This is a genomic window from Rhodanobacter sp. DHB23 (assembly GCF_014842975.1).
Classification (GTDB): domain Bacteria; phylum Pseudomonadota; class Gammaproteobacteria; order Xanthomonadales; family Rhodanobacteraceae; genus Rhodanobacter_A.
Genome location: NZ_JACYXK010000028.1, coordinates 244,116 through 268,106, shown reverse-complemented (window position 1 = coordinate 268,106; position 23,991 = coordinate 244,116). Strand labels below are relative to the sequence as shown.

The window sequence follows — 23,991 nt, the reverse complement described above, 5'->3', positions numbered from 1 at the left end:
CGAAAACCCCCTCTCCCCAAAAGGGAGAGGGTTGGGGTGAGGGGCGGGTGCTTGCCATAACCTCACCATGGAGCTGGTTTGTCCGCTGGTTCCAGCGCTGGCAAAACTGGCTGGTCGGCCTCGCATTGCTCGTTGCCGTACTCGCCGGATGCCGCCTGTGGCCGCATCCGCCCTTGCGCGAGCGCCTGCCCAGTTCCACCGCGTTCTACGACGACAACGGCCACTTGCTGCGCCTGACGCTGGCCAGCGACCAGCAATACCGCCTGTGGGTGCCACTGCAGCAGATCTCGCCGCAGCTCGTCCAAGGCGTGCTGTTGCACGAGGACCGTTGGTACTGGTGGCATCCCGGCTTCAACGCGTGGGGGCTGCTGCGCGGCGCGTGGGTCACCTACGTGCGGCATCGCCATCCGCAGGGCGGCTCCACCATCACCATGCAGCTTGCGCGCCTGCTGTGGGGGCTGGACACGCGCACGCCGTCGGGCAAGTTGCGGCAGATCGCGCATGCGCTGCAGCTCGAGCTGTTCTATTCCAAGCGCGACATCCTCGAGGCCTACCTCAACGACGCGCCCTACGGCAGCAACGTGCAGGGCGTGGGCGCGGCCAGTCTCGCGTATTTCGGCAAGCCGGCCAGCGACCTCACCCTGCCGGAAGCGCTGACGCTGGCAGTGATTCCACAGCAGCCGTCGCGTCCTTTGCAGAAGGGCGGCATGCTCATCAATCCTGCCTTGGCGCAGGCCCGCAACGGACTTTACGCACGCTGGCTGCACGGGCATCCGCGCGATGCCTCGTTCAAGCCGCTGTTCGACCTGCCGCTCACGCTGCGTCCCCTGGCCAAGTTGCCGTTCGAGGCGCCGCATGCGGTGGACCAGTTGATCGCCGCGCAGCGCGTGAGCGGCGAGCGCCTGCCGCCGCGCGTCGTCACCACGATCGACCTCGACCTGCAGCACGGCCTGGAACGGCAAGTGGCGAACTACGTGCAGCGCAACAGTTCGCGCGGCATCCGCAACGCGGCGGTGCTGCTGATCGACACCCGCGACATGGGCATCAAGGCGATGGTGGGTTCGGCCAATTACTTCGATGCCGGCATCGAGGGGCAGAACAACGGCACGAATGCGAAGCGTTCGCCCGGTTCCGCGCTCAAGCCCTTCATCTACGCGCTGGGCTTCGACCAGGGAATCCTGCATCCGCAGACCGTGCTGCGCGACGTGCCGACTTCGTTCGGCCCGTACACGCCGGAGAATTTCGACGGGCATTTCCTCGGGCCGATCACCGCCACGCAGGCGCTGATCCGCAGCCGCAACATCCCCGCGGTGTGGGTGGCCTCGCAACTGCACCAGCCCAGCCTGTACGACTTCCTGCGTGAAGCCGGCATCAGCCGCCTCGCCAGCGAACAGCACTACGGCCTCGCCCTCGTGCTGGGCGGCGGCGAGGTGACCATGCAGGAGCTGGGCGACCTCTACGCGATGCTCGCCAATCGCGGCGTGCTGCAACCCTTGCGCCTGCGCGAGGATGATCCGCAGGTGTCCGGCACGCGCCTGCTGAGCGATGCATCCAGCTTCATGGTGATGGACATGCTGCGGCAGAACCCGCGCCCCGATGCCGCCTTCGGCGCGGAGAGCACGCGCCTGCCGGTGTACTGGAAAACCGGCACGTCGTGGGCTTTCCACGATGCGTGGACGGCCGGCAGCTTCGGACCCTACGTGCTGGTGGTGTGGGTCGGCAACTTCGACGGCACGGCGAACCCCGCCTTCGTCGGCGTGGACGCCGCCGCACCGCTGTTCTTCCAGAGCGTCGATGCGCTGCGCGCGGAACGCCCGCACATGCAGGAGCCGGTGCGGCACATGCCGGCCGACCTCAAGCGCGTGGAAATCTGCCTCGCCAGCGGCGACCTGCCCAGCCAGTGGTGCCCGCAGCGCGGCTGGACATGGTTCATCCCCGGCAAGTCGCCGATCCGCGTGGACACCATCCACCGCCCGCTGGTGATCGACGACGCCACCGGCCTGCCGGCATGCCCGCCGTACGCGGACAAGCACACGCACGTGGAAGTGTTCGAGTTCTGGCCGTCCGATCTCGCGCAGGTGTTCGCGCAGGCCGGCATCCCGCGCCGCAAGCCGCCGCAGAATCCGGCCTGCCTCGATGCCGGCCGCCCCATGGGCGATCCGCCGCAGATCACCTCGCCGCTGCGTGCCAGCACCTATGCGATGCGCCTCGACCAGGCGGACCGGACGAGCATCGCCTTCAGCGCCACCGCCGACGCCGACGTGCACGCGCTGTACTGGTTCGTGGACGATGCCTACGTGGGGCAGGGCAGGCCGGGCACCAGCCTGTTCTGGCAGGCGCGCAACGCCGGCAGTTACCGCGTGCGTGTGGTGGACGACCACGGCCGTAGCGACGAGCGACCGCTGCAAGTGAGCCTGATCCAGTGATTGGGCTATGCTCGTGTGTCTTGCAGACGCACAGGGGCGTTCGCGCATGAAGCAACCAGCGGTTCCGTCGTATTACGCAGCCACGGCCACGCCCTACGAGGCGCATGCACCACTGCAGGGACGGCAGGAAACGCGCATCGCCATCGTCGGCGGCGGCTATGCGGGACTGAACACCGCGCTTGGCCTGGCCGAACGCGGCGTGCGCGACGTGGTGCTGCTGGAACGCGAACGGATCGGCTTCGGTGCCTCCGGCCGCAACGGCGGCTTCGTGTTCGCGGGTTATTCGCTGGGCGAACAGGCGTTGCTCGACCAGCTCGGCGAAGGACGTGCCCTCGCGCTGTTCGGCCTCACCACCGCGGCGGTCGAGCGCATCCGCGCACGTGTCGCGCACTATGCGATTCCCTGCGACGCGGTGGACGAGGGCGTGATCTGGGCCAACTGGTTCCGCGACCCAGAGGTGTTGCGCCAACGCCAGCAATTACTGGCCGGGCATTACGGCGTGCACTGGGAGTGGCTGCCGCAGCAGCAACTGCGCGAGCGCGTGTCGAGCGAGCGTTATCACGACGCGCTCTACGAGCGCAACGCGCTGCACCTCCATCCGCTCAACTACGCGATCGGTCTCGCCAGCGCGGCGAGCGGGCAGGGCGTGCGCATCCATGAGCAGAGCGAAGTCCGGCGGCTCAGGCGCGAAGGTTCGCGCTGGTTGGTCAGCACGCCGCAGGGCGAATTGCTCGCCGAACAGGTGGTGCTGGCCTGCGGTGGCTACCTCGCCGGCCTGCGCAAGCCGATCGACCGTGCCGTGCTGCCCATCGCCACCTACGTGATGGCCACCGAGCCCTTAGGCGGGCGCCTCGGCGAATGCCTCGCCACGCGCGCGGCGGTGTACGACAGCCGCTTCGCGTTCGACTATTACCGCCCGCTGGCCGATACGCGCCTGCTCTGGGGCGGCCGCATCTCCATCCGCAACCGCTCGCCGCATGCCGTGCAGCGCCTGCTGCGGCGTGACTTGTCGCGGGTGTTTCCGCAGCTCAAGGATGCGAAGATCGACTACGCATGGTCGGGCCTGATGAGTTACGCGCGCCACCAGATGCCGCAGCTCGGCTGCGGCGAAGGCGACGACGCGGGCCTGTGGTGGGCGCAAGCCTTCGGCGGCCACGGCCTCGCGCCCACCTGTGCGGCGGGCGAACTGCTGGCCGCGGCGATTGCCGAAGGCGACGAGGGCTGGAAGCAGTTCTCCGCTTACGGCCTGGCCAGCACGCACAAACCCTTCGGCCTGCTCGCCGCGCAATTCAATTACTGGTGGCAGCAGGCCCGCGACGGATTCAAGACAAGGCTGGAAGGATGAGCGAAACGACGGAAACAACCCAGGTGGGCGAGATCGGCTGGGCGGACTTCGAGAAGGTGCTGATCGTGGCCGGCACGATCACCAGGGTGGAAGCCTTCCCCGAGGCGCGCAAGCCGGCGTGGAAGGTGTGGGCGGATTTCGGCCCCTACGGTGAACGGAAGACCAGTGCGCAGGTCGTGGCGCTGTACAAGGCCGAGGATCTCGTCGGCCGGCAGATCGTGGGCATCATCAACTTCCCCGAAAAGCAGATCGGCCCGTTCCGCTCGCAGTTCCTGCTCACCGGCTTTCCCACGCCGGACGGCGTGGTGCTCACCGCGATCGAACGCAACGTGCCCAACGGCACGCGGCTGGCCTGAGATGTCCGAGTTGCGCGAGGCTCGCATCGACGATGCCGCGGAGATCGCCCGGCTGGCCGGCGAACTGGGTTATCCGGTGGCTGTCGATACGATGCACGCGCGGCTGTGCGCGCTGCTGTCCATGCCGCAGCACCGCATCGTGGTGGCGCAGGGCGAACGCGACGAACTGCTCGGCTGGATCGCCGTCGAACGGCGGCTCACGCTGGAATCCGGCGAACGCATCGAGATCGTGGGACTGGTGGTGGATGCCGCGGCGCGCGGCAAAGGCGTGGGTCGTGCGCTGGTGGCGGATGCCGAGGGATGGGCATCCGCGCAGGGCTTTGGCGCGATCGGCGTGCGCTCCAACGTGATGCGCGAGGGATCCCACCCGTTCTATGAGAGCCTCGGGTACTTGCGGGTCAAGACGCAACACATGTACCGCAAGGCATTGGCCTAGGCGCGCGGTTTCGACTACGCGCGATCCATCCAGACTTCCAGTCCCTGCGCGTTCAACTCGATGTCCATCGACAGCAACGCGGCGAGTGCCTCGCGCCCCTGCTGCCAGCCATGCGCGACGGCCCGCCGGGCGTACAGGTCGGTCAATGCCTGGACCAGGGCCGCATGGCGATCCGGGTTGCCGTGCGTCGCCCGCGCGATGGCCACCATCGCATCGATCTGTGCGTGCAGGTCGGCGGCGAGGCGCGCGATATCCTCCACGCGGCCGTAGTGGGTGAGGTACATCGCCGCCGGTTCCAGCGCGAGCAGTCGACGCAGCGAGGCATGCAGCGCTTCGGGGTCGAACTGCACCGGCGAGGTGGTCGGCAGGATGAAAGGACCGTTGGCGTTGTCGAAGTCACGGTAGGAGAGGCCGAACACGTCGCCGGTGAAGCAGGCGTTCGTGCGCACGTCGTGCACGGTGAGGTGGTGCCTGGCATGGCCGGGCGTGTCGAGGCAATGCAGTGCGCGCCCGGCCAGATCGACGACGTGGCCGTCGGCGGCCTCGACCACGCGCTCGGCGGGTACCGGGCGCAGGCGGCCGTAGGTCGACTCCATCACGCGTTCGCCATACACCGCGCTGGCGCCGGCCCACAGTTGCGACGGATCGATCATGTGCCGTGCACCGCGCGGATGCACCACGAGCCTGGCGTTCGGCAGGCGGGCCATCAGCTCGCCTGCGCCACCCGCGTGGTCCAGATGCACGTGGGTGAGGATCAGCCAGTCCACGTCCGGGGCGGCGAGGCCGGCGTCATCCAGCGCGGCCAGCATGCGTGGCACCGCGTGGTTGGTGCCGCAGTCCACGAAGGCGCCGCGACCGTTCTCTACGACGAGGTACGCCGCATCGAAACGCGGCCGGACGAAGCCGGTGTCGATGGTGTGGATGTCTTGCGCCGTCATTCGCCGGTTCCGTCGCTGGGGACATCCAGCGTAGCAAATGCACGGACGGCGACCCGCAGGAGCTTGCCTAGTGCGTGGCCGACCGGGTTTGTAAAGTTATGTTACATATCGGCGTCAAGCATGTAATGGACGGCTCGTTGGCTTACAGTCAGGTACATGTGCCGCTGTTGAAAGATACACCCAGCATGCAACGCATCTTTATCGTTGGCTGTCCGCGTTCCGGGACTACGCTCGTGCAGGCGATGTTGGCGAGGCATCCAGCCGCTTTCTCCCTGCCAGAAACTGCGTTTTTCGAGCATCTGTACGGCAATGTCGAATGGCGTTGGGGTGATAGCGCCGCCAAGCCGCGGCGGCGCCTGCGGCAACGGCTCGGCTTTGCGCATCAGCAGGGACGCGCGGCACTGGGGGCCTTGCGGGAGCAACTGTCGCAGGGCGGCAACCGCTTTCCGCGTTGGCCGTTGCGTACCGCAAGCTGCGTGCGCCGTTTCATCGGCATGCTCGATGCCTGTGCAGTCGCGGATGGGCGCGTCGCATGGATCGAGAAGACCCCCAGCCACCTGTTGTACATCCCGGAAATCGAGCAATACGTGCCCGATGCGCGTTTCGTGCATGTGATCCGCCGGGGCGAGGATGTGCTGGCCTCGATCGCGGACGCCAGCATGCGCTACGAAGAGCGGGGGATTTTCGCCGGAGGCACGGCGAAATGGTCGCGGCGATGGAATCATGCGGCCCAGATCCATTGTGAACATGCATCGCGGTCCAACCACCATATCGTTTTCCTGGACGACCTGGTCCGCGACCAGCAAGGCGAGTGGCGGCGGCTGTGCGCTTTCCTGGATTTCGATCCTGCGGTCGAACTGGAGGCCGGTTGCGACCAGGCGATCACCGACCTGCGCGAGGAGCCCTGGAAGAACGAGGCGGTGAGCGGGCAGCCGAGCAAGCCGCGGCGGAAGGCCGAGAACCTGTTCGGCCCCCAGATGCGCGAATGGTTGCAACGGAAGTTGATGCCCTACGAGGAACTGCGCAGCAACTGCATCCAGTCCGGGCAGCACGCCGAAAGCGGCGTTCGATACCTGTACCGCTGACACCTTGGGGCTCGCCCCCGCGGCGAGTAGTGGGGCAACAGCGGATGGGCTGGCGACGGTGCCGTTTGGAATCCGGATCGATGCCGCTGTCGCCGATGCTGCTTGGTGCGTTCGCACCCCGGGGGAAGCGGAGCCACGATTTCGCCCATTGCGAGAAATGCGAGACACGCCGGTTCCTGCGATGTAGCGCAACAGTGCACGGCGTGCGGCCGGACGTGACCTGCCAGCAGGCGCCAACCGATCGCAGCAGCAAGGGTCGCCCTTTGCACTGAGCCCGCGCGACCGCGCATTCATGCAAGACCCAGCGGAATTCGGCGACACTTCGCCTCTTTGCTCCAGACGAGGCGAGCGACCTTGCCCGATTCCATCGCTAAACGCTGCGCGATACTTCTGCTGGCCGCGACCGGAAGCCTGCTGGCGATTCAGGTTCCCGCGAAATCGCCACCCAATGTGGCTGGCCCGCTCACCGTGCACGTGCGCAACGACAGCATGACCTTGCGCGTGGCCAAGGCGCCGCAGGCTTATCTAGCCGGGACCATCGACGACGCGGCCGTGGCGCAGGTTCGCCAACTGCTGGAGGCCGGGAAGCTGGTGCCGGGTTCGGACGTCTATCTGGATTCGTCCGCGGGTGACATCGTCGCGGGCATGGAGCTCGGCAGGCTGTTCCGCGCCTCGCGCTTCAACACGCACCTGGGAACCTGGCACACCGGCAATTCACCGGCGCTTCCGGCCACCTGCCTCGACGCCTGCGCCTACGCCTACCTGGGCGGCGTGTATCGCTGGTCGCCCAGTGGTTCCGACCGCATCGGCCTGCACGACAACCTGCAACCGGCGCGGGCGGCCTCGTCCGCAGCGCAAACGCCGGACGCAAACCAGTACGTGGAGGCCATGGGCGTGCGTCCGGCGGAATTCGCGCAGGTGGCCGGCCTGGTGGTGAACGGCGTCGCGTGGTGGAGCACGGAAAAGCTGGCTTCCACGCAGGTGGCCAACAACGGCCGCCTGCCGCTGGAGGCGGCCTATCAAAAAGCTCCCGGCACGCCGTCCACGCTGCTGCTGTCGCAAATGGTGCATGGCAAGCAGGACCAGGTGACGCTGCAATGCGCACCCGGGCAGATCACGCTGGCGGCCCGTTACGTGGTGGGGGCCGAACGCACCGGACTGCTGGCTGCGCGGGCCATGTATGCCTACTTCCAGGTGGGCGGCCAGCCATGGCAGATGCATCAGGGGGAACGCCCGCATGCTGACGGCGATGCATTGGTGTTCTCGCGCACGATGCCGTTCGCCCAGCTCACGCCAGTGCTGCAGTCGATGTCCCTGGGCGTGTGGTTCGAGATTACTGGCAGTCCGGTCCGCGTGGGTTTCTGGGTTGCGCCCTTGCAGGTAGAAAAACTCACGCAACCATTCCTGGCGGACTGCCAGGCCATGCAGCCCGGATACGTCCCCCCGAAGCCTGCCGACAGCCAGCAACCCCAGGCCAGGCCGTCATTCTGGAAGAAGCTGGTGGGCAAGCTGCGAAACTGACCATCCCGACACGAAAACGGCGCCACGATGGGCGCCGTTTTCGCTCTTTCATTCAAGGCGGATCGCCGCGCGGTCCATGACACCCGATCAAACCGCCTCGAAGATGCCCGCCGCCCCCATGCCGGTGCCGATGCACATCGTCACCATGCCGTACTTCTGCTTGCGGCGACGCAGGCCGTGGAGCAGGGTGGCGATGCGGATGGCGCCGGTGGCGCCGAGCGGGTGGCCCAGCGCGATGGCGCCGCCCAGCGGATTGACCTTGGCGGGATCGAGCTGGAGGTCGCCCATCACGGCCAGCGCCTGTGCGGCGAAGGCTTCGTTGAGCTCGATCCAGTCGAGCTGGTCCTGCGTGATGCCGGTCTGCCTGAGCGCCTTGGGGATCGCTTCCTTCGGGCCGATGCCCATGATCTCGGGCTTGACGCCGGCGACGGAGAAGCCGACGAAGCGGGCCAGCGGCTGCAGGTTGTATTCCTTGATCGCCTTCTCGCTGGCCAGCAGCACGGCACCCGCGCCGTCGGACATCTGCGAGGAGTTGCCGGCGGTGACGCTGCCGCCGAACTGGCCGTTGCGGAACACGGTCTTGAGCTTGCCCAGCACCTCGGCGGTGGTGCCCGCGCGGGGACCTTCGTCGGCGGTGATGATGCGGCTGTCGGTGACGATGCCACGGGTGGCGAGGTCGGGGTAGCGGTCGTCGAGCTGGAACGGCGCGATCTCGTCGTTGAATTCGCCGGCGGCCTGCGCGGCCAGCGCGCGACGGTGGCTTTCCACCGCGAAGGCGTCCTGCGCCTCGCGGCTGACCTTCCACTGCTTGGCCACGTTCTCGGCGGTGATGCCCATGCCGTAGGCGATGCCGATGTGCTCGTTGCTGAAGATCGCAGGGTTCATCGCGATCTTGTGGCCCATCATCGGCACCATGCTCATGCTCTCGGTGCCGCCGGCCAGCATCAGGTCGTCCTCGCCGAGGCGGATGCGGTCGGCGGCCATCGCCACGGCCTGCAGGCCGGACGAGCAGAAGCGGTTGATGGTGACGCCGGGCACGGTGTCGGGCAGGCCGGCCAGCAGCACGCCGATGCGCGCCACGTTCATGCCTTGCTCGGCCTCGGGCATGGCGCAGCCGATGATGGCGTCGCCGATGCGGTGCGGGTCGATGCCCGGCGCCTGCGCCATCACGGCCTTGATGACGTGGGCCAGCATGTCGTCGGGACGGGTGTTGCGGAACACGCCGCGCGGCGCCTTGCCGACCGGGGTGCGGGTGGCGGCGACGATGTAGGCGTCTTGCACTTGCTTGGTCATTGGCTTTCTCCGAAAGCCGGGATTCGTGATTGGGGATTCGGGATTCGGTCAAGCAGTTCGACGCGATCCTGATCCCTGCGATCTTCCCGGCGCTTCAAATGGGTTGTATATGGATGGCTGAAGTTTCAAGAAGGTTGGGGACTCGCCGGCTTTTGCCGAATCCCCAATCCCGTATCCCGAATCTCAGTTCCTGAGCGGCTTGCCGGTGGTCATGGTGTGCGCGATGCGGGCCTGGGTCTTCTCGGTCTTCGCAAGCTCCACGAAGTGCCTGCGCTCCAGTTCCAGCAGCCACTCCTCGTCCACCAGCGAGCCGCGCTCCACGTTGCCGCCGCACAGGCAGTCGGCGATGCGGGTAGCGATGGCGATGTCATGCTCGGAGGCGAAGTAGCCGGCCTGCAGGTTGGCCAGCGAGGCCTTGAAGGTGGCGGTGCCCACGTCGCCGGCCACCGGCACGTTGCGCTGGTACAGCGGCGGGCGGTAGCCCGATTCGGCCAGCGACAGCGCCACCTTCTTCGCCACGTACAGCAGCTCGTAGGCGTTGAAAACGACCACGTCGCTGTCGCGCAGCAGGCCCATGTTCTTCGCCTCGATGGCGCTGGGCGAGACCTTGGCCATCGCCACCGTCTCGAACACCTTCTTCAGCGACTCGAACGGATCGGCCGGGTTGGCCTTGGCCGCGCGCACGGCCAGTTCGTGCAGGCCGCCGCCGGCGGGCAGCAGGCCCACGCCGGCTTCGACCAGGCCGATGTAGCTTTCCAGCGCGGCCACGGTGCGCGCGGAGTGCATCTGGAACTCGCAGCCGCCACCCAGGGCGAGGCCGCGCACGGCGGAGACCACGGGCACCAGCGAATGCTTGATGCGCATGCTGGTGCGCTGGAAGTTGGCGACCATCTTCTCGAAGTCGTCGAACCTGCCGGCCTGCAGCAGGCCCAGCGCGCCCTTGAGGTCGGCGCCGGCGGAGAACGGCTCGCCGTTCTGCCAGAGCACCACCGCCTTGAGCTTTTCCTCGGCGATGCCGATGGCGTGCTGGATGCCGTCGAGCACCTGGTCGTTGACCGTGTGCATCTTGGTCTTGAACGAGATGATGCCCACGCCGTCGTCGCCCAGCGTCCACAGGCGCACGCCGTCGTTCTCCCACAGCGTGGTGCCCTGGTCGAACTTCTCGCCGAGGATGGGATCGGGGAACAGCTGGCGCTGGTAGACCGGGTGCGCGGAACGCGGCTTGTACTTGCCGTCGGCGGCGGACCAGGAACCGTCCTTGCCGTGCACGCCGTCACGGCCGTCCAGCACCCACGCGGGCAGCGGCGCGCCGCTCATCGCCTTGCCGGCTGCGATATCCTCCTGCACCCATTGCGCCACCTGCTGCCAACCGGCGGCCTGCCAGGTCTCGAACGGGCCGAGCTTCCAGCCATAGCCCCAGCGAATGGCGAAGTCCACGTCGCGCGCCGTATCCGCGATATCCGCAAGGTGATAGGCGGTGTAGTGGAACAGGTCGCGGAAAGTGGCCCACAGGAACTGCGCCTGCGGGTCGCTGGATGCGCGCAGCTTGGCGAACTTCTCGGCCGGGTTCTTGATCGCGAGGATGGCAGCGACTTCGTCCGAGGCCTTCTGCTCGGAAACGCGGTAATCCTGCTTGGCGACGTCGAGCACCACGATGTCCTTGCCGGCCTTCCGGTAGAAGCCGGCGCCGTTCTTCTGGCCCAGCGCGCCCTTTTCGATCAGCGCGGAGAGCCACACGGGCGACTTGAAGTAGGCATGCCACGGATCGTCGGGCAGGGTGTCGGCCATGGTCTTGATGACGTGCGCCATGGTGTCCAGGCCCACCACGTCGGCAGTGCGATAGGTGGCGCTCTTCGGGCGGCCCACGGCCGGGCCGGTGAGCGCATCCACGACGTCGAAGCCCAGGCCGAACTGTTCGGTGTGGTGCATGGTGGCCAGCATCGAGAACACGCCGATGCGGTTGCCGATGAAGTTCGGCGTGTCGCGGGCGATCACCACGCCCTTGCCCACGGCGGTGACGAGGAAGGCTTCCAGGCCTTCGACCACCGTCGGGTCGGTGAGCCGGGTCGGGATCACTTCGACCAGGTGCATGTAGCGCGGCGGGTTGAAGAAATGCACGCCGCAGAAGCGGTGGCGCATCTCCTCCGGCAGCGCCTCGGCGAGGCCGTTGATCGACAGGCCCGAGGTGTTCGACGCCAGCACCGCGGTGGGCGAGACGTGCGGGGCGATCTTCCGGTAGAGGTCCAGCTTCCAGTCCATCCGCTCGGCGATGGCTTCCACGATCAGGTCGCAGCCTTCCAGCAGGGCGAGGTGCTGGTCGTAGTTCGCCGGGATGATGGCGGCGGCGAGGCTGGCGTCGGCCAGCGGGGCGGGTGAGAGCTTCTTGAGGTTTTCGATGGCCTTGAGCGCGATGCCGCTCTTGGGACCTTCCTTCGCGGCCAGGTCGAACAGCACGGTTTCGACGCCGGCATTGGTCAGGTGCGCGGCGATCTGCGCGCCCATGACGCCGGCGCCGAGCACGGCCGCCTTGCGGATGCGCAGCGTCGGGTGGGTGGTGGATGAAGCGGTCATGGAAGTCTCCGGGTGAAGGACGGCTTGCGGAACGAGGTCGATCAAGGTGGCCGTGCGGTGAAATCAGCTGGCGTTGAGTCCGGCGGCGGCGAAGCGGATCAGGTGCTGCACGGTCTGCTCGCGGTGGGCGCGTTCGCTGACGTCGCTCTTGCGCTGGATGATGCCGAAGCCGGACATGGCATGGGTCAGCGCGCCGGTCGCCAGGTCGATGCGCCAGTACAGTTCTTCCTTGCTCAGCCGCGGCAGCAGGCGGGCGAACTCGGCGGTGAACTGGCGCATCACGTGGCCGTAGTTCTCGGACAGGAACTTGCGCAGGCCGTCGTCGTGCTCGGCGAAGGCGCGCGCCAGCACGCGCATGAACAGCGAACCCTCGTCCTCGTGCGACAGCTCCAGGGCAGGGCGGATGAAGGCGTCGAGCACGTCCTCCAGCCGCGTGTCGGGCTGGCCGGCCACCTTGGCCAGCGCGGCCAGGCGCTGGGCGTTCAGCGTATCCAGCCGGCGCCGGAACACCTGCTCGACCAGTTTTTCCTTGGAGCCGAAGTGGTAGTTGACCGCGGCGAGGTTGACTCCGGCGGCGCTGGTCAGCTGGCGCAGCGAAGCGCCATCGAAGCCGCGCTGGGCGAACAGGGTCTCGGCGGCGCCGAGTATGCGTTCCTTGGTGGAGCCGGTGCGGTTCACGGGTAGCGTCATCCCACGTGGCCAGGGGAAGGATTCAAACGATCGTTTGAGCATACGCGGGCGGATTGGTCGGCGTCAAACGGGGTGGCCGGAAGCCCCGTCGTCAACTTGCGAATGGGATAGAATCTGTCAAACTTCGCGTTCTAAACCCGCATTCCGAGTCGGTTTTGGCCGCCCGCGGCACGATGCCGACCGCACACACTTTCATCCCATTACCGGAGCACACCCATGGCGCTGGAGCGCACCCTTTCCATCATCAAGCCCGACGCCGTCGCCAAGAACGTGATCGGCGAGATCTACGCCCGTTTCGAGAAGGCCGGCCTCAAGGTCGTCGCCGCCAAGCAGAAGCAGCTGTCGCGTGCCGAAGCCGAAGGCTTCTACGCGGTGCACAAGGAGCGTCCGTTCTTCAAGGCGTTGGTGGATTTCATGATCTCCGGCCCGGTGATGATCCAGGTGCTGCAGGGCGAGAACGCCGTGCTCAAGCACCGCGACCTGATGGGCGCCACCAACCCGAAGGAAGCCGCGCCGGGCACGATCCGTGCCGACTTCGCCGACTCCATCGACGCGAATGCCGTGCATGGTTCCGACGCCGCCGAGACGGCCGCGGTCGAGATCGCTTATTTCTTCGCTTCGACTGAAGTGCATGGCCGGTAAGTAGTTGTGACCGAGGTAGCCACCATTTCATCCGACCAGTCCGGCACCGCCGGCAAGGTCAACCTGCTCGACTACGATCGCCAGGGGCTGCGCGATTTCTTCGCGCAGCTCGGCGAGAAGCCGTATCGCGCCGAGCAGGTGATGAAGTGGATCTACCACCACCTCGAGTCCGACTTCGCGAACATGACCGACGTGGGCAAGGCGCTGCGCGCCAAGCTCGAGGCGAGCTGCCACGTCGGACCGCCGCAGACCCTGGTCGACAAGGCCGCCGCGGACGGTACGCACAAGTGGCTGCTGGGCATGGATGGCCGCAACGCGGTGGAGGCGGTGTACATCCCTGAGCCCACCCGCGGCACGCTGTGCGTGTCCTCGCAGATCGGCTGCGCGCTGAACTGCCAGTTCTGCTCCACCGGCGCGCAGGGTTTCAACCGCAACCTCGCCACCGCCGAGATCATCGGCCAGATGTGGGTGGCGGCGAAGCACCTGGGCAACGTCACCCACCAGAACCGCCGCATCACCAACGTGGTGATGATGGGCATGGGCGAGCCGCTGGCGAACTTCGACAACGTGGTGCGCGCGATGAGCCTGATGCGCGATGACCTGGGCTTCGGCCTGGCGTCCAAGCGCGTCACGCTGTCCACCGCCGGCATGGTGCCGATGATCGACAAGCTGTCGGACGTCATCGACGTGTCGCTGGCGGTGTCGCTGCACGCGGCCAACGACGAGCTGCGCACCGAGCTGGTGCCGCTCAACAAGCGTTACCCGCTGGCCGAGCTCACCGCCGCCTGCCAGCGCTGGATCGCACGCAAGCCGCGTACCTCGATCACCTTCGAATACACCTTGATGAAGGGCGTGAACGACCAGCCCGAGCATGCGAAGCAGCTGATCCGCTTCATGCGCAAGCTGCCGACCTGCAAGGTCAACCTGATCCCGTTCAACCCCTTCCCGGGTACGCGCTTCGAGCGCTCGGACGCCGAGGCCATCCGCGCGTTCCAGACCCAGTTGCTCAACGCCGGCATACTCACCATGCTGCGCCGCACCCGCGGCGACGACATCGATGCCGCCTGCGGCCAGCTGGCCGGGCAGGTGAACGACCGTACCCGCCGCAGTGCGGAAATTCGCCAACGTGTGGAACAAGGAGTGACGCATGCGCTGTAGACCGCTGATCGGAATCAGCCTGGCGCTGGCGCTTGCCGGCTGCGTGACAGTGCACAACGACGGCAATGGTCCCGGACCGACCGACAACATCCCCAAGACCAGCAAGGCCGACCAACTCAAGGATGCCGCCCGCATCCATACCGACCTGGCCCAGCATTACCTTGCCGCCGGCAACCTGGAGGGGGCGCTGGAGAAATTGAAGCTGGCCCTGCAGTTCGATCCGAACTACATACCGGCCCACACCGTGATCGCGTTCGTCTACGAGAAGATCAACAAGCTTCCCGAGGCCGAGGCCAACTATCGTCAAGCGGTTGCACTGGCCCCGGACAAGGGCGACGTGAACAACAACCTCGGCCAGTTCCTGTGCCGCACCGGCAAGCCGCAGGAGTCCATCGGCTATTTCAAGAAGGCCGTGGCCGACCCGTTCTACGCCACGCCGGACGTGGCCCTCACCAACGCCGGCATCTGCCAGCTGCAGATGGGCGACCAGGCCGGTGCGGAAGCGAGTTTCCGTGATGCAATCGCGCGAAATCCGGGCAATGGCGATGCACTTTTCCAGCTTGCCGAAGTACTCTACAAGCAGGGGGATGCATTTCGTGCCGCGGCTTTCATCCAGCGCTTCGATGCGTTGGGCAAGCCGACTGCGGCCTCCCTCAAGCTTGGTTACGATATCGAATCGCGCTTGGGCCATACGGATGCAGCCCAGACCTATCTCAGGCATTTGCAGAGCCAGTTCCCGGATTCGGAGCAGGCCCGCGCAATGAAAGCCACCGCCAGCAATCCATGAACAACATGCATCCCTCCCAGCCTGACCAGGACCCGGCCGCGCCCGACCTGTTCGCCGAGCAGGCTGGAAACACGGAAGCCACCATTTCCCTGGCCGGATACGTCGACCCTGACCTCGCCTTCGGCAGTCGACTGCGCGCTGCACGCGAGGCACGCCGGCTAGATCTGGAAACCTGCGCCCATGCCCTGAAGCTGCCATTGCGCGTCCTGCGCAGGCTGGAGCAAGGCGGGCACGACGACCTCGATTCGCGCGTCTACCTGGCCAGCTACATCGGCAAGTACGGGCAGTACCTCGGCCTCGACGACGCGGTGATCCAGGCCGAGCTGGCGCGTGTCCGCAGCGTCGAGCCGACACTCGTCGCCACTGGCGGCATTTCGCATTCGCGTTTCCTGTTCGACCGCTACGCCACCGCCGCCACCTACGTGGTGCTGACCCTGGTCATCGCGGTACCCACGATCTGGTTCGGCGTGCGCAGCACGCTGGATCGCGACCTCAGCCACCTGACTCCGCTGGATGCTTCGCCCGTGGCGCAGCAGGATGCGCAGCAGGTCGCGGCGCCTGCCAGGCAGCCGGATGCGCCAGCCGCCACCGTCGCGAAGGCGCCGGCCGCGCAACCCGCCAATGACCAGCCGTTGATGGCCTCGATGGCGCCGTTCCCGAACATGGGCGACGCCAGCCTGTCTGCGCCGAAAACCAGTGCCCCTGCGGCCGCCGGCACGGCGGCGACCGCGGCCGTCGTCGGTACCGGCAGCCACGGCATCACGCTGGATCTCGACGCGGCCAGTTGGGTCGAGGTCGTGGGGCAGGATGGCTCGCGACTGCAATACGGCTTGTTGCCCGCCGGAACCAGCAAGACCTGGCGCAGCGACCAGCCGCTGGACGTGCGCATCGGCAACGCCGACGGCGCGCAGGTGAGCATCGATGGTCAGCCCGTGGCGCTCGATGCGTTGCGCCATGCCAACGTGGCGCATTTCCACATGCGCATTGCCGACGGCAAGGCCGCGGCGACCAGCCTCTGACGCGTCCTGCCGCGCCTGCGAACCATCCATTTCGGTTATGCTTGTCCATTCTTCGCCCGGCTTCGGGCGAAGGGTGAAGGCGGGCTGTTTTTCCGCCTCCGGCTTGCGTGCGCATCGCGTGCGCGGCACCCACGAACGGTGAAGCATGGCATTCGACGCATACGACGATTACGAACAAAGCGAACGTGTCCAGAAATGGCTGCGCGAAAACGGCCTCTCCATCGCCGTCGGCATCGCGATCGGTCTGGTCGGCATCTTCGGCCTGCAGCAGTGGCGCAAGCACCAGGCCAACAACGAGGCTGCCGCTGCCACGCTGTACCAGCAGGCGGACGTGGCGCTCGCCAGCGGCAAGCCGGAAGCGGCAACGGCCTTCACCGATGAGCTGATGAAGGATTACGCCAAGTCGCCGTATGCGCTGTTCGCGGTCAGTGACCGCGCGAAGCAGCAAGTGCAGGACAAGCAGTTCGACAAGGCCATCGTTTCGCTGCAATGGGCCGTGGCGCATGCCGGCAGTCCGGTGCTGAAGTCGCTGGTGCAGTTGCGCATCGCCCGCGTCCAGTTGGCGAAGGGCGATGGCCAGGCTGCGCTGGCCACGCTGGAAACCATGCCGGCCGGCGACTACGCCGGCATGAACCAGGAACTCCGAGGCGACGCGCTGGTCAAGCTGGGACGCGCCGACGACGCACGCAAGGCCTACCAGGCGGCGATGGCGGCATTGGGTGAGGACGCGCCGCAACACGCCGTCCTGCAGATGAAAATCGACGATCTGGCCGTGGCCGGGAAGCAGGGTGCATGAAAGACGTGGTGAAGAAGAGCGCATGGCTGCTGGCCCTGGGTTCGCTGGCATTGCTGGCGGCCGGCTGCAATTCGTTCAAGAAGAAGAACATCGAGCCGCCCACGCCGCTGGACAAGCACTTCACGCCCACCGTGCAGGTCAGCAAGGTGTGGACGGCGCGCATTGGCGACGGTGCCGGCATCAGCGGCGTGCGCCTGCGCCCGGTCGTGGTTGACGGCGTGCTGTATGCGGTGAGCACCGACGGCAAGATCGCCGCGTTCGACGCCGCCAGCGGCAAGCAGTTGTGGGAAAAGACCACCAAGGTCAAGAAGGGCTGGTTCGGCCTTGGCAGCGGCAAGAAAGGGAAGGAGATCCCCAACGGCTCCTACGCCGGCAGCCCGGCCGTCGCCGGCGACCTGCTGGCGGTGGGGACGCTGGACGGCTATGTCTACGGCATGAGCCCGAAGGACGGCAGCCCGTTGTGGTCGTCCGAACTGGATTCCGAAGTGGTCGCCGCCCCGGCGATCAGCGGCGACCTGGTGATCGCCCGCACGCAGGACGGCCGCGTGTACGGCCTCGACGCCGCCACCGGCAAGCGCCGCTGGGTGTACGACCAGGGCACCGTGCCCGCACTCAGCCTGCGTGGCTACGGCACGCCGCTGGCCGCGAACGGCGTGGTGTTCATCGGCAGCGACGACGGCAAGCTGGTCGCGCTGCGCCAGGACAACGGCGAGAAGCTGTGGGAACAGCGGCTGGCCAACGGCGAGGGTCGCACCGACATCGAGCGCCTCAACGACGCCGACGGCACGATCCTGCTCGACGGCAGCACGCTGTACGGCTCCGCCTACCACGGTGACCTCACCGCGATCGACGGCCCCAGCGGCCGCCCGCTGTGGTCGCATCCGTTCTCCACCTACACCTCGCTGGCGCTCGGCGGCACGGCCCTCTACGGCGTCGACGACCAGGGCGAGGTGTGGTCGTTCGACCGCAGCAGCGGCTCGGACATGTGGAAGAACGCCAAGCTCAAGTACCGCTGGCTCACCGGCCCCGCGCTGCAGGGCAACTACGTGGTGGTCGCGGATGCCTACGGCTTCGTGCATTGGCTGCAGGCCAGCGATGGCGCATTGGCCGCGCGCATCCGCCTGTCCAAGAAGCCGATCCAGGCCCAGCCGCTGGTGGTGGGCGACACCGTGTACATCGAGGACGTGAAGGGCCATATCGGCGCCTACCGCCTCGGCGCGCACTGATCGTCAGGAACCAATGAACTGCCATGCTGCCCGTCGTCGCCCTGGTCGGTCGCCCCAACGTCGGTAAATCGACCCTGTTCAACGCGCTGACGCGCAGCCGCGACGCCCTGGTGGCCGACCTGCCGGGCGTCACCCGCGACCGCCACTACGGCGTCTGCCACCTCGTCGAGGAGCGGCCGTTCGTGGTGGTCGATACCGGCGGTCTCTCCGGCGTGGAAGAAGGCCTGGATGCGCTCACCGCGCAGCAGGTACGCCTTGCCATCGACGAGGCGCAGGCGCTGCTGTTCGTGGTGGATGCGCGCGACGGCCTGCTGCCGCAGGACCGCAGCATCCTCGACGAGCTGCGCCGCAGCGGCAAGCCGATCATCGTCGCGGTCAACAAGACCGACGGCCTCGACGAGCAGTCCGCGCTGGCCGAATTCGCCGTCTTCGGCATCGCCGCCACGCTGCCGCTGTCGGCCGCGCACAACCGCGGCACCGACCGCCTGCTCGCCGCGCTGCAACCGCTGTTGCCGGAAGACGCGCACGAAGAACTCGCGCCGGTCGAGGGCGACAGCATCCGCGTCGCCATCGTCGGCCGCCCGAACGCGGGCAAGTCCACCCTGGTCAACCGCCTGCTCGGCGAAGATCGCCTGATCGTCTCCGACGTGGCGGGCACCACGCGCGACCCGATCCGCGTGCCGCTGGAACGGGACGGTCGCAAGTACACCCTGATCGACACCGCCGGCGTGCGCCGCCGCGCGCGCGTCGAGGAGGCGGTGGAGAAGTTCAGCGTCATCAAGACGCTGCAGTCGATGGCCGCCGCGCAGGTCGTGGTGATGATGATCGACGCGCGCGAGAACCTCGCCGACCAGGACCTCACCCTGATCGGCCACGCGCTGGACGAGGGCAGGGCGCTGGTGATCGCGGTGAACAAGTGGGACGGCCTCGACGCCTACCAGCGCGAGCGCTGCCAGGAGGCGCTCGCGCGCCGCCTGCAGTTCGTGGACTGGGCGAAGCACGTCTACATCTCCGCCATGCACGGCTCGGGCCTGCGCGAGCTGATGCGCGCCATCGTGCGCGCGCACGCTTCCGCGACCCGGGAGCTGAATTCGTCCGACCTCACCCGCTCGCTGGAAAAGGCCTACCAGAACTACCAGCCACCGCTGGTCCGCGGGCACGCGCCCAAGCTGCGCTTCGCCCATCCCGGTGGCAGCAACCCGCCCACCATCGTGATCCACGGCAGCCGCACCAAGCACATCGCACCGGCCTACCAGCGCTACCTCGAGAACTTCTTCCGCAAACGCTACAAGCTCGAAGGCACGTCCATCCGCATCCTGTTCCGCGAAGGCGAGAACCCCTATGCCGGCAAGAAGAACGTGCTCACCGAAGGCCAGATGCGCAAGCGCCAGCGCATGATCCGCGAGATGAAGAAGCGCAAGAAGTAGGCGCGGTGTTGCCTCCCCTCCGCCAAGGGCGAAGGGGAGACCCGCGCTACACTGTCGGCATGCCTGCGCCTACCCATCGCGACACCCTGCTGGCCGAGCTCCGCGGCCGCATCCCCGAACTGTCACCCGCCGATGCACTCGCGCAGCAGGCGCAAGGCGCCTTGCTGGTCGACGTGCGCGAGGACGGCGAACGCGCCGCCGGCATGCCCGCGGCTGCGCTGGGCTTGTCGCGTGGCTTCCTGGAGCTGCGCATCGAGCAGGCCGAGCCGGATCGCGCGCGTCCCATCCTCACCTTGTGCGGCAGCGGCGTGCGTTCGTTGCTGGCAGCGGAAACCCTGCAGCGCATGGGCTACCGCGACGTGCGTTCCGTGGCCGGCGGCTTCGAGCGCTGGAAAAGAGAAGGCTTGCCCATCGTCACCGGCGCACTGGATGCCGACGCGGCAGAACGCTACGCGCGCCAGTTGCGCCTGCCGCAGGTGGGCGAGGCCGGGCAGGCGAGGCTCGCGGCAGCGAAGGTGGTGCTGCTCGGCGCCGGTGGCCTGGGTGCGCCCGCAGCGCTGTATCTCGCTGCGGCAGGCGTGGGGCAACTCACCCTGATCGACGACGACCGCGTGGAGCGTTCCAACCTGCACCGGCAGGTCATTCACGCCGACGCGCGCGTGGGCATGGCCAAGACCGAGTCGGCGCGCATCGCGCTGGGTGCATTGAACCCGCGCGTGCGCATCGAACTGCGCAGCGAACGCCTGCATGCCGGCAACGTGGAACGCCTGCTCGAAGGCCACGATGTGCTGATCGATGGCGCCGACAATTTCCCCGCGCGCTACCTGCTCGCTGCGGCTTCGCTGCGACTGAAGCTGCCGATGGTCTACGGCGCGGTGGAACGCTTCACCGGCCAGCTTGGCGTGTTCGATCCGCGTCGCGCGGATTCGCCGTGCTACCGCTGCCTGTTCCCCGAGCCGCCTGCCGCCGCCGATGCACCGAACTGCAGCGAGGCCGGCGTGCTCGGCGTGCTGCCCGGCATCGTGGGCTTGCTGCAGGCCACCGAGGCACTCAAGCTGATCCTCGGGCTGGGCGAACCCCTGGTCGGCCGCCTGCTGTCCTTCGACGCGCTGGGCATGCGTTTCCGCGAGACGCGCCTGCCGCGCGATCCGGCCTGTCCAGGCTGCGGCACGAACGCAAGCTTCACGGGTTACGAAGACGTCGCTGCATTCTGCGCTGCAGCTGGCTGATCGAGGTCGGCCGGGATCAACCCGTAGACCACGGCATCTTCGGACTGCCCGTGCACCAGCACGCGCTGCCTTGCAATGCCTTCGCGCCTGGCGCCGATGCGCTCGGCGCAGCGCTGGCTGGGAAGATTGCCTTCCGCGGCCACGATCTCGATCCGCCGCAGCGCCAGCTTTTCAAAGCCGAATGTCGCGACGGCACGCGCGGCGCTTGCCGCATATCCACGGCCCGTGGCCGAGCTGCGTATCCAGTAGCCGAGATTCGCGCGCAGGTTGCGCTCGTCCAGCTGGTTGAGCCCGGCGCCGCCCACCAGGCGCTCCGCCGTATCGAAGATCGCGAAGGCGTACTGCTCGCCAGCCTGCCAGCCCTGTCTGCAGAACGTGATGCGCTGGATGGCGGCATCGAGGTCGTAGTCCGCGCGGCACCATGCCAGCCAGCGGCCGACGCTGGCCAGCGATTCCCGCACGGCTTCGTGCAAGGCCGGCGCGTCCCCATCCTGCCAGGGACGCAGGACGAGGGGAGGGGCATCAAGGTTCGCGGGGCCGGGCGGGTTCTGCAGGGGCATGGGCGGAATGCGTTTGTGCGGGCAGGGGCCAGTCAGGATAATGTCGCGCTTCGCACAGCAGAAAAACACCATGAGCGCACGCATCCTCGACGGCAAACGCATCGCGCAGGAACTGCTGGATCGCATCGGCAAGCGCGTCGCCGAACGCAAGGTCCAGGGCCAGCTGGCGCCGGGCCTGGCGGTGGTGCTGGTGGGCGACGACGCGGCTTCGTCGGTGTACGTGCGCAACAAGCGCAAGGCCTGCCACCAGGTGGGTTTCCGCTCGTTCGATTACGACCTGCCGTCCGGCACCACGCAGGACGAACTGTTCGCGCTGATCGACCGGCTCAACGCCGATCCGGAAGTGCACGGCATCCTGGTGCAGTCGCCGCTGCCGGAACACATCGACGAGGATGCGCTGGTCGACCGCATCGATCCGGCTAAGGACGTGGACGGCTTCCAGGCGGTGAACGTGGGCCGCCTCGCGCTGCGCCGCTTCGGCCTGCGCCCATGCACGCCCAAGGGCGTGATGACCCTGCTCGGCCACACTGATCGACCGGTGCGCGGCCAGCATGCGGTGGTCGTCGGCGTGTCCAACCACGTGGGCCGGCCGCTGGCGCTGGAGCTGCTGATCGCCGGCTGCACCACCACCTGCTGCCACAAGTTCACCCGCGACCTGGAAGGCCACGTGCGCCAGGCCGACATCGTGATCGTCGCCGTGGGGCGCCCGGGGCTGGTCAAGGGCGAATGGATCAAGCCCGGCGCGGTGGTGGTCGACGTCGGCATCAACCGCCTCGACGACGGCCGCCTGGTGGGCGACGTGGAATTCGCGCCTGCCGCGGAGCGCGCCAGCTGGATCACCCCGGTGCCCGGCGGCGTGGGCCCGATGACCGTGGCCACGCTGATGGAAAACACGCTGGAAGCCGCCGAGGCCCGTTGATTCTGCCGCATCGGTCTGGCGACATGCTGCAGTGCCGCGTATAATCCTCTCTTTGCCGCGGGGCTTACCATGCGCATTCTCGCCGAGGCTCTCACCTACGACGACGTCTACCTTGTTCCGGGTCATTCCACCGTGCTGCCGCGCGACGTGGACACCTCCACCCGGTTCACCCGCAACCTGCGCCTGAACATCCCCATCGTCTCCGCCGCGATGGACACCGTGACCGAAGCGCGCCTCGCCATCACCATGGCGCAGCAGGGCGGCATCGGTATCATCCACAAGAACATGACGCTCGAACAGCAGGCCGCCGAAGTGCGCCTGGTGAAGAAGTTCGAGGCCGGCGTGATCCGCAACCCCTTCAGCGTGAGCCCGGACACCTCCATCCGCGAAGTGCTCACGCTCACCCGTGCGCACAGCATCTCGGGCGTGCCGGTGGTGGACGGCGGCAAGCTGGTCGGCATCGTCACCAGCCGCGACATGCGCTTCGAGCGCAAGCCCGACGATCCGGTACGCAACATCATGACCCGGCAGGAACGCCTGGTGACGGTGAAGGAGGGCGCCAGCCAGGACGAGGTGCTGCAACTGCTGCACAAGCACCGCATCGAGAAGGTGCTGGTGGTCAACGACGACTTCGAGCTGCGCGGCCTGATCACCGTGAAGGACATCCAGAAGGCGCGCGACAACCCGAACTCGGTGAAGGACCGCAACGAGGCGCTGCTGGTCGGCGCGGCTGTGGGCGTGGGCGGCGACACCGAACGCCGCGTGGAGGCGCTGGTCGAGGCCGGCGTGGACGTGCTGGTGGTGGATACCGCGCATGGCCACTCGCAGGGCGTGGTCGACCGCGTGGCCTGGGTGAAGCGGCAGTTCCCGCTGGTGCAGGTGGTGGCCGGCAACATCGTCACCGGCGATGCCGCGCTGATGCTGCGCGACGTCGGTGCCGACGCGGTGAAGGTGGGCGTGGGCCCGGGCTCGATCTGCACCACCCGCGTGGTGGCGGGCGTGGGCGTGCCGCAGATCACGGCGATCGACATGGTCGCCACGGCCCTCAAGGATTCCATCCCGCTGATCGCCGACGGCGGCATCCGCTATTCCGGCGACATCCCCAAGGCGCTGGCGGCGGGCGCGAGCTCGGTGATGCTGGGTTCGATGTTCGCCGGCACCGAGGAATCGCCGGGCGAGGTGGAACTGTTCCAGGGCCGTTCGTACAAGAGCTACCGCGGCATGGGCTCCATCGGCGCGATGCAGCTCGGCTCCAAGGACCGCTACTTCCAGGACAACGAGGCCGACGCCGACAAGCTGGTGCCCGAAGGCATCGAAGGCCGCGTGCCGTACCGCGGTTCGCTGCGCAACATCATCCACCAGCTGATCGGCGGCCTGCGCGCCTCGATGGGCTACCTCGGCGCGGCCACCATCGACGACGTGCGCAACAAGGCGCAGTTCGTGAAGGTGACTTCGGCCGGCGTGACCGAGGCGCATCCGCACGACATCCAGATCACCAAGGAAGCGCCGAACTACCGGCTGAATTCCTGACGGCCGGGATTCAGGAGACGGGATTCGGGATTCGGCA

General features: G+C 67.3%; 21 protein-coding genes. 16 read left to right on the top strand and 5 right to left on the bottom strand.

From position 1 onward, the window contains the following. Positions 1 to 47: 47 nt before the first annotated feature. From pbpC to IHE47_RS13070, 4 genes are read left to right on the top strand one after another with little or no spacing between them, the layout of a single operon-like run. On the top strand, positions 48 to 2,426 hold the full coding sequence (gene pbpC / locus IHE47_RS13085) for a penicillin-binding protein 1C (RefSeq protein ID WP_343227482.1): 2,379 nt from the start codon (positions 48 to 50) through the stop codon (positions 2,424 to 2,426). Positions 2,427 to 2,472: 46 nt separating this feature from the next. Next, positions 2,473 to 3,771: an FAD-binding oxidoreductase gene (locus tag IHE47_RS13080; protein WP_192106476.1), complete on the top strand. Its 1,299-nt coding sequence runs from the start codon at positions 2,473 to 2,475 to the stop codon at positions 3,769 to 3,771. After that, complete coding sequence (locus IHE47_RS13075) at positions 3,768 to 4,127, top strand: tRNA-binding protein (protein ID WP_192106474.1); 360 nt, start codon at positions 3,768 to 3,770, stop codon at positions 4,125 to 4,127. The genes IHE47_RS13080 and IHE47_RS13075 overlap by 4 nt, the downstream gene beginning before the upstream one ends. Before the next feature lies 1 nt (position 4,128). After that, entirely contained in the window at positions 4,129 to 4,563 is a 435-nt protein-coding gene (locus IHE47_RS13070; RefSeq protein WP_192106472.1) for a GNAT family N-acetyltransferase, read from the top strand. A 14-nt stretch (positions 4,564 to 4,577) separates the two neighbouring features. Here IHE47_RS13070 and IHE47_RS13065 read toward each other — a convergent pair whose 3' ends face one another. Beyond that, entirely contained in the window at positions 4,578 to 5,501 is a 924-nt protein-coding gene (locus tag IHE47_RS13065) for an MBL fold metallo-hydrolase (RefSeq protein WP_192106470.1), read from the bottom strand. 185 nt (positions 5,502 to 5,686) lie between these two features. Between IHE47_RS13065 and IHE47_RS13060 the strand changes: the two genes are divergently transcribed. Next, positions 5,687 to 6,586 (top strand): sulfotransferase, encoded by a 900-nt coding sequence (locus IHE47_RS13060; RefSeq protein ID WP_192106468.1) that lies wholly within the window; start codon positions 5,687 to 5,689, stop codon positions 6,584 to 6,586. A 354-nt stretch (positions 6,587 to 6,940) separates the two neighbouring features. Next, complete coding sequence (locus tag IHE47_RS13055) at positions 6,941 to 8,107, top strand: hypothetical protein (protein WP_192106466.1); 1,167 nt, start codon at positions 6,941 to 6,943, stop codon at positions 8,105 to 8,107. An 87-nt stretch (positions 8,108 to 8,194) separates the two neighbouring features. On the opposite strand, the gene IHE47_RS13050 is transcribed toward IHE47_RS13055, so the two are convergent. The 3 genes from IHE47_RS13050 to IHE47_RS13040 all read right to left on the bottom strand — a co-directional run bounded on the left by IHE47_RS13050 (position 8,195) and on the right by IHE47_RS13040 (position 12,661). Further along, on the bottom strand, positions 8,195 to 9,400 hold the full coding sequence (locus tag IHE47_RS13050) for an acetyl-CoA C-acyltransferase (protein WP_192106464.1): 1,206 nt from the start codon (positions 9,398 to 9,400) through the stop codon (positions 8,195 to 8,197). Between the two features lie 183 nt (positions 9,401 to 9,583). Then, positions 9,584 to 11,971 (bottom strand): 3-hydroxyacyl-CoA dehydrogenase/enoyl-CoA hydratase family protein, encoded by a 2,388-nt coding sequence (locus IHE47_RS13045; RefSeq protein ID WP_192106462.1) that lies wholly within the window; start codon positions 11,969 to 11,971, stop codon positions 9,584 to 9,586. A gap of 63 nt (positions 11,972 to 12,034) precedes the next feature. Then, positions 12,035 to 12,661 (bottom strand): TetR/AcrR family transcriptional regulator, encoded by a 627-nt coding sequence (locus tag IHE47_RS13040; RefSeq protein ID WP_192106460.1) that lies wholly within the window; start codon positions 12,659 to 12,661, stop codon positions 12,035 to 12,037. 216 nt (positions 12,662 to 12,877) lie between these two features. Here IHE47_RS13040 and ndk point away from each other — a divergent pair, with 216 nt between their 5' ends. The 8 genes from ndk (at position 12,878) to moeB (ending at position 20,945) form a co-directional block, all read left to right on the top strand. Next, positions 12,878 to 13,303 carry a nucleoside-diphosphate kinase gene (gene ndk / locus IHE47_RS13035; protein ID WP_192106458.1) on the top strand — a complete coding sequence of 142 codons (426 nt, stop codon included), beginning with the start codon at positions 12,878 to 12,880 and terminating at the stop codon, positions 13,301 to 13,303. 6 nt (positions 13,304 to 13,309) lie between these two features. Continuing rightward, the gene (rlmN, locus tag IHE47_RS13030; RefSeq protein WP_343227481.1) at positions 13,310 to 14,461 is read left to right on the top strand and encodes a 23S rRNA (adenine(2503)-C(2))-methyltransferase RlmN; all 1,152 of its coding nucleotides are present in this window, start codon (positions 13,310 to 13,312) and stop codon (positions 14,459 to 14,461) included. After that, positions 14,451 to 15,248: a type IV pilus biogenesis/stability protein PilW gene (gene pilW / locus IHE47_RS13025; protein WP_192106456.1), complete on the top strand. Its 798-nt coding sequence runs from the start codon at positions 14,451 to 14,453 to the stop codon at positions 15,246 to 15,248. Before rlmN ends, pilW begins: the two co-directional genes overlap by 11 nt. Next, on the top strand, positions 15,245 to 16,267 hold the full coding sequence (locus IHE47_RS13020; protein ID WP_225561875.1) for a RodZ domain-containing protein: 1,023 nt from the start codon (positions 15,245 to 15,247) through the stop codon (positions 16,265 to 16,267). The genes pilW and IHE47_RS13020 overlap by 4 nt, the downstream gene beginning before the upstream one ends. Before the next feature lie 145 nt (positions 16,268 to 16,412). Next, on the top strand, positions 16,413 to 17,063 hold the full coding sequence (locus IHE47_RS13015) for a tetratricopeptide repeat protein (RefSeq protein ID WP_192106455.1): 651 nt from the start codon (positions 16,413 to 16,415) through the stop codon (positions 17,061 to 17,063). Further along, a complete protein-coding gene (bamB, locus tag IHE47_RS13010; protein ID WP_192106453.1) occupies positions 17,060 to 18,289 on the top strand; it encodes an outer membrane protein assembly factor BamB in 1,230 nt (409 codons plus the stop codon). Before IHE47_RS13015 ends, bamB begins: the two co-directional genes overlap by 4 nt. A 23-nt stretch (positions 18,290 to 18,312) precedes the next feature. Further along, positions 18,313 to 19,716, top strand: a complete 1,404-nt coding sequence (gene der / locus IHE47_RS13005) for a ribosome biogenesis GTPase Der (protein ID WP_192106451.1) — start codon at positions 18,313 to 18,315, stop codon at positions 19,714 to 19,716. A gap of 59 nt (positions 19,717 to 19,775) precedes the next feature. Beyond that, positions 19,776 to 20,945, top strand: a complete 1,170-nt coding sequence (moeB, locus tag IHE47_RS13000; protein WP_192106449.1) for a molybdopterin-synthase adenylyltransferase MoeB — start codon at positions 19,776 to 19,778, stop codon at positions 20,943 to 20,945. Here moeB and IHE47_RS12995 read toward each other — a convergent pair. After that, a complete protein-coding gene (locus tag IHE47_RS12995) occupies positions 20,906 to 21,589 on the bottom strand; it encodes a GNAT family N-acetyltransferase (RefSeq protein WP_225561873.1) in 684 nt (227 codons plus the stop codon). The genes moeB and IHE47_RS12995 overlap by 40 nt on opposite strands. On the opposite strand from IHE47_RS12995, the gene folD reads away from it, so the two are divergent. Together folD and guaB are read left to right on the top strand one after the other, a co-directional pair. Next, positions 21,576 to 22,424 (top strand): bifunctional methylenetetrahydrofolate dehydrogenase/methenyltetrahydrofolate cyclohydrolase FolD, encoded by an 849-nt coding sequence (gene folD / locus IHE47_RS12990; protein WP_192106447.1) that lies wholly within the window; start codon positions 21,576 to 21,578, stop codon positions 22,422 to 22,424. The genes IHE47_RS12995 and folD overlap by 14 nt on opposite strands. 69 nt (positions 22,425 to 22,493) lie before the next feature. Continuing rightward, a complete protein-coding gene (gene guaB, locus IHE47_RS12985; protein WP_192106445.1) occupies positions 22,494 to 23,954 on the top strand; it encodes an IMP dehydrogenase in 1,461 nt (486 codons plus the stop codon). Positions 23,955 to 23,991: the final 37 nt, after the last annotated feature.

Bases quoted from the DNA above. Each gene is read 5' to 3' on its own strand.
- guaB (WP_192106445.1), top strand. From the start codon at position 22,494: ATGCGCATTCTCGCCGAGGCTCTCACCTACGACGACGTCTACCTTGTT.
- IHE47_RS13070 (WP_192106472.1), top strand. From the start codon at position 4,129: ATGTCCGAGTTGCGCGAGGCTCGCATCGACGATGCCGCGGAGATCGCC.
- IHE47_RS13040 (WP_192106460.1), bottom strand. From the start codon at position 12,661: ATGACGCTACCCGTGAACCGCACCGGCTCCACCAAGGAACGCATACTC.
- IHE47_RS13015 (WP_192106455.1), top strand. From the start codon at position 16,413: ATGGCATTCGACGCATACGACGATTACGAACAAAGCGAACGTGTCCAG.
- IHE47_RS12995 (WP_225561873.1), bottom strand. From the start codon at position 21,589: ATGCGTGCGCTCATGGTGTTTTTCTGCTGTGCGAAGCGCGACATTATC.
- IHE47_RS13075 (WP_192106474.1), top strand. From the start codon at position 3,768: ATGAGCGAAACGACGGAAACAACCCAGGTGGGCGAGATCGGCTGGGCG.
- IHE47_RS13050 (WP_192106464.1), bottom strand. From the start codon at position 9,400: ATGACCAAGCAAGTGCAAGACGCCTACATCGTCGCCGCCACCCGCACC.
- folD (WP_192106447.1), top strand. From the start codon at position 21,576: ATGAGCGCACGCATCCTCGACGGCAAACGCATCGCGCAGGAACTGCTG.
- moeB (WP_192106449.1), top strand. From the start codon at position 19,776: ATGCCTGCGCCTACCCATCGCGACACCCTGCTGGCCGAGCTCCGCGGC.
- IHE47_RS13020 (WP_225561875.1), top strand. From the start codon at position 15,245: ATGAACAACATGCATCCCTCCCAGCCTGACCAGGACCCGGCCGCGCCC.
- ndk (WP_192106458.1), top strand. From the start codon at position 12,878: ATGGCGCTGGAGCGCACCCTTTCCATCATCAAGCCCGACGCCGTCGCC.
- IHE47_RS13065 (WP_192106470.1), bottom strand. From the start codon at position 5,501: ATGACGGCGCAAGACATCCACACCATCGACACCGGCTTCGTCCGGCCG.
- bamB (WP_192106453.1), top strand. From the start codon at position 17,060: ATGAAAGACGTGGTGAAGAAGAGCGCATGGCTGCTGGCCCTGGGTTCG.
- IHE47_RS13045 (WP_192106462.1), bottom strand. From the start codon at position 11,971: ATGACCGCTTCATCCACCACCCACCCGACGCTGCGCATCCGCAAGGCG.
- der (WP_192106451.1), top strand. From the start codon at position 18,313: ATGCTGCCCGTCGTCGCCCTGGTCGGTCGCCCCAACGTCGGTAAATCG.
- pilW (WP_192106456.1), top strand. From the start codon at position 14,451: ATGCGCTGTAGACCGCTGATCGGAATCAGCCTGGCGCTGGCGCTTGCC.
- IHE47_RS13080 (WP_192106476.1), top strand. From the start codon at position 2,473: ATGAAGCAACCAGCGGTTCCGTCGTATTACGCAGCCACGGCCACGCCC.
- IHE47_RS13060 (WP_192106468.1), top strand. From the start codon at position 5,687: ATGCAACGCATCTTTATCGTTGGCTGTCCGCGTTCCGGGACTACGCTC.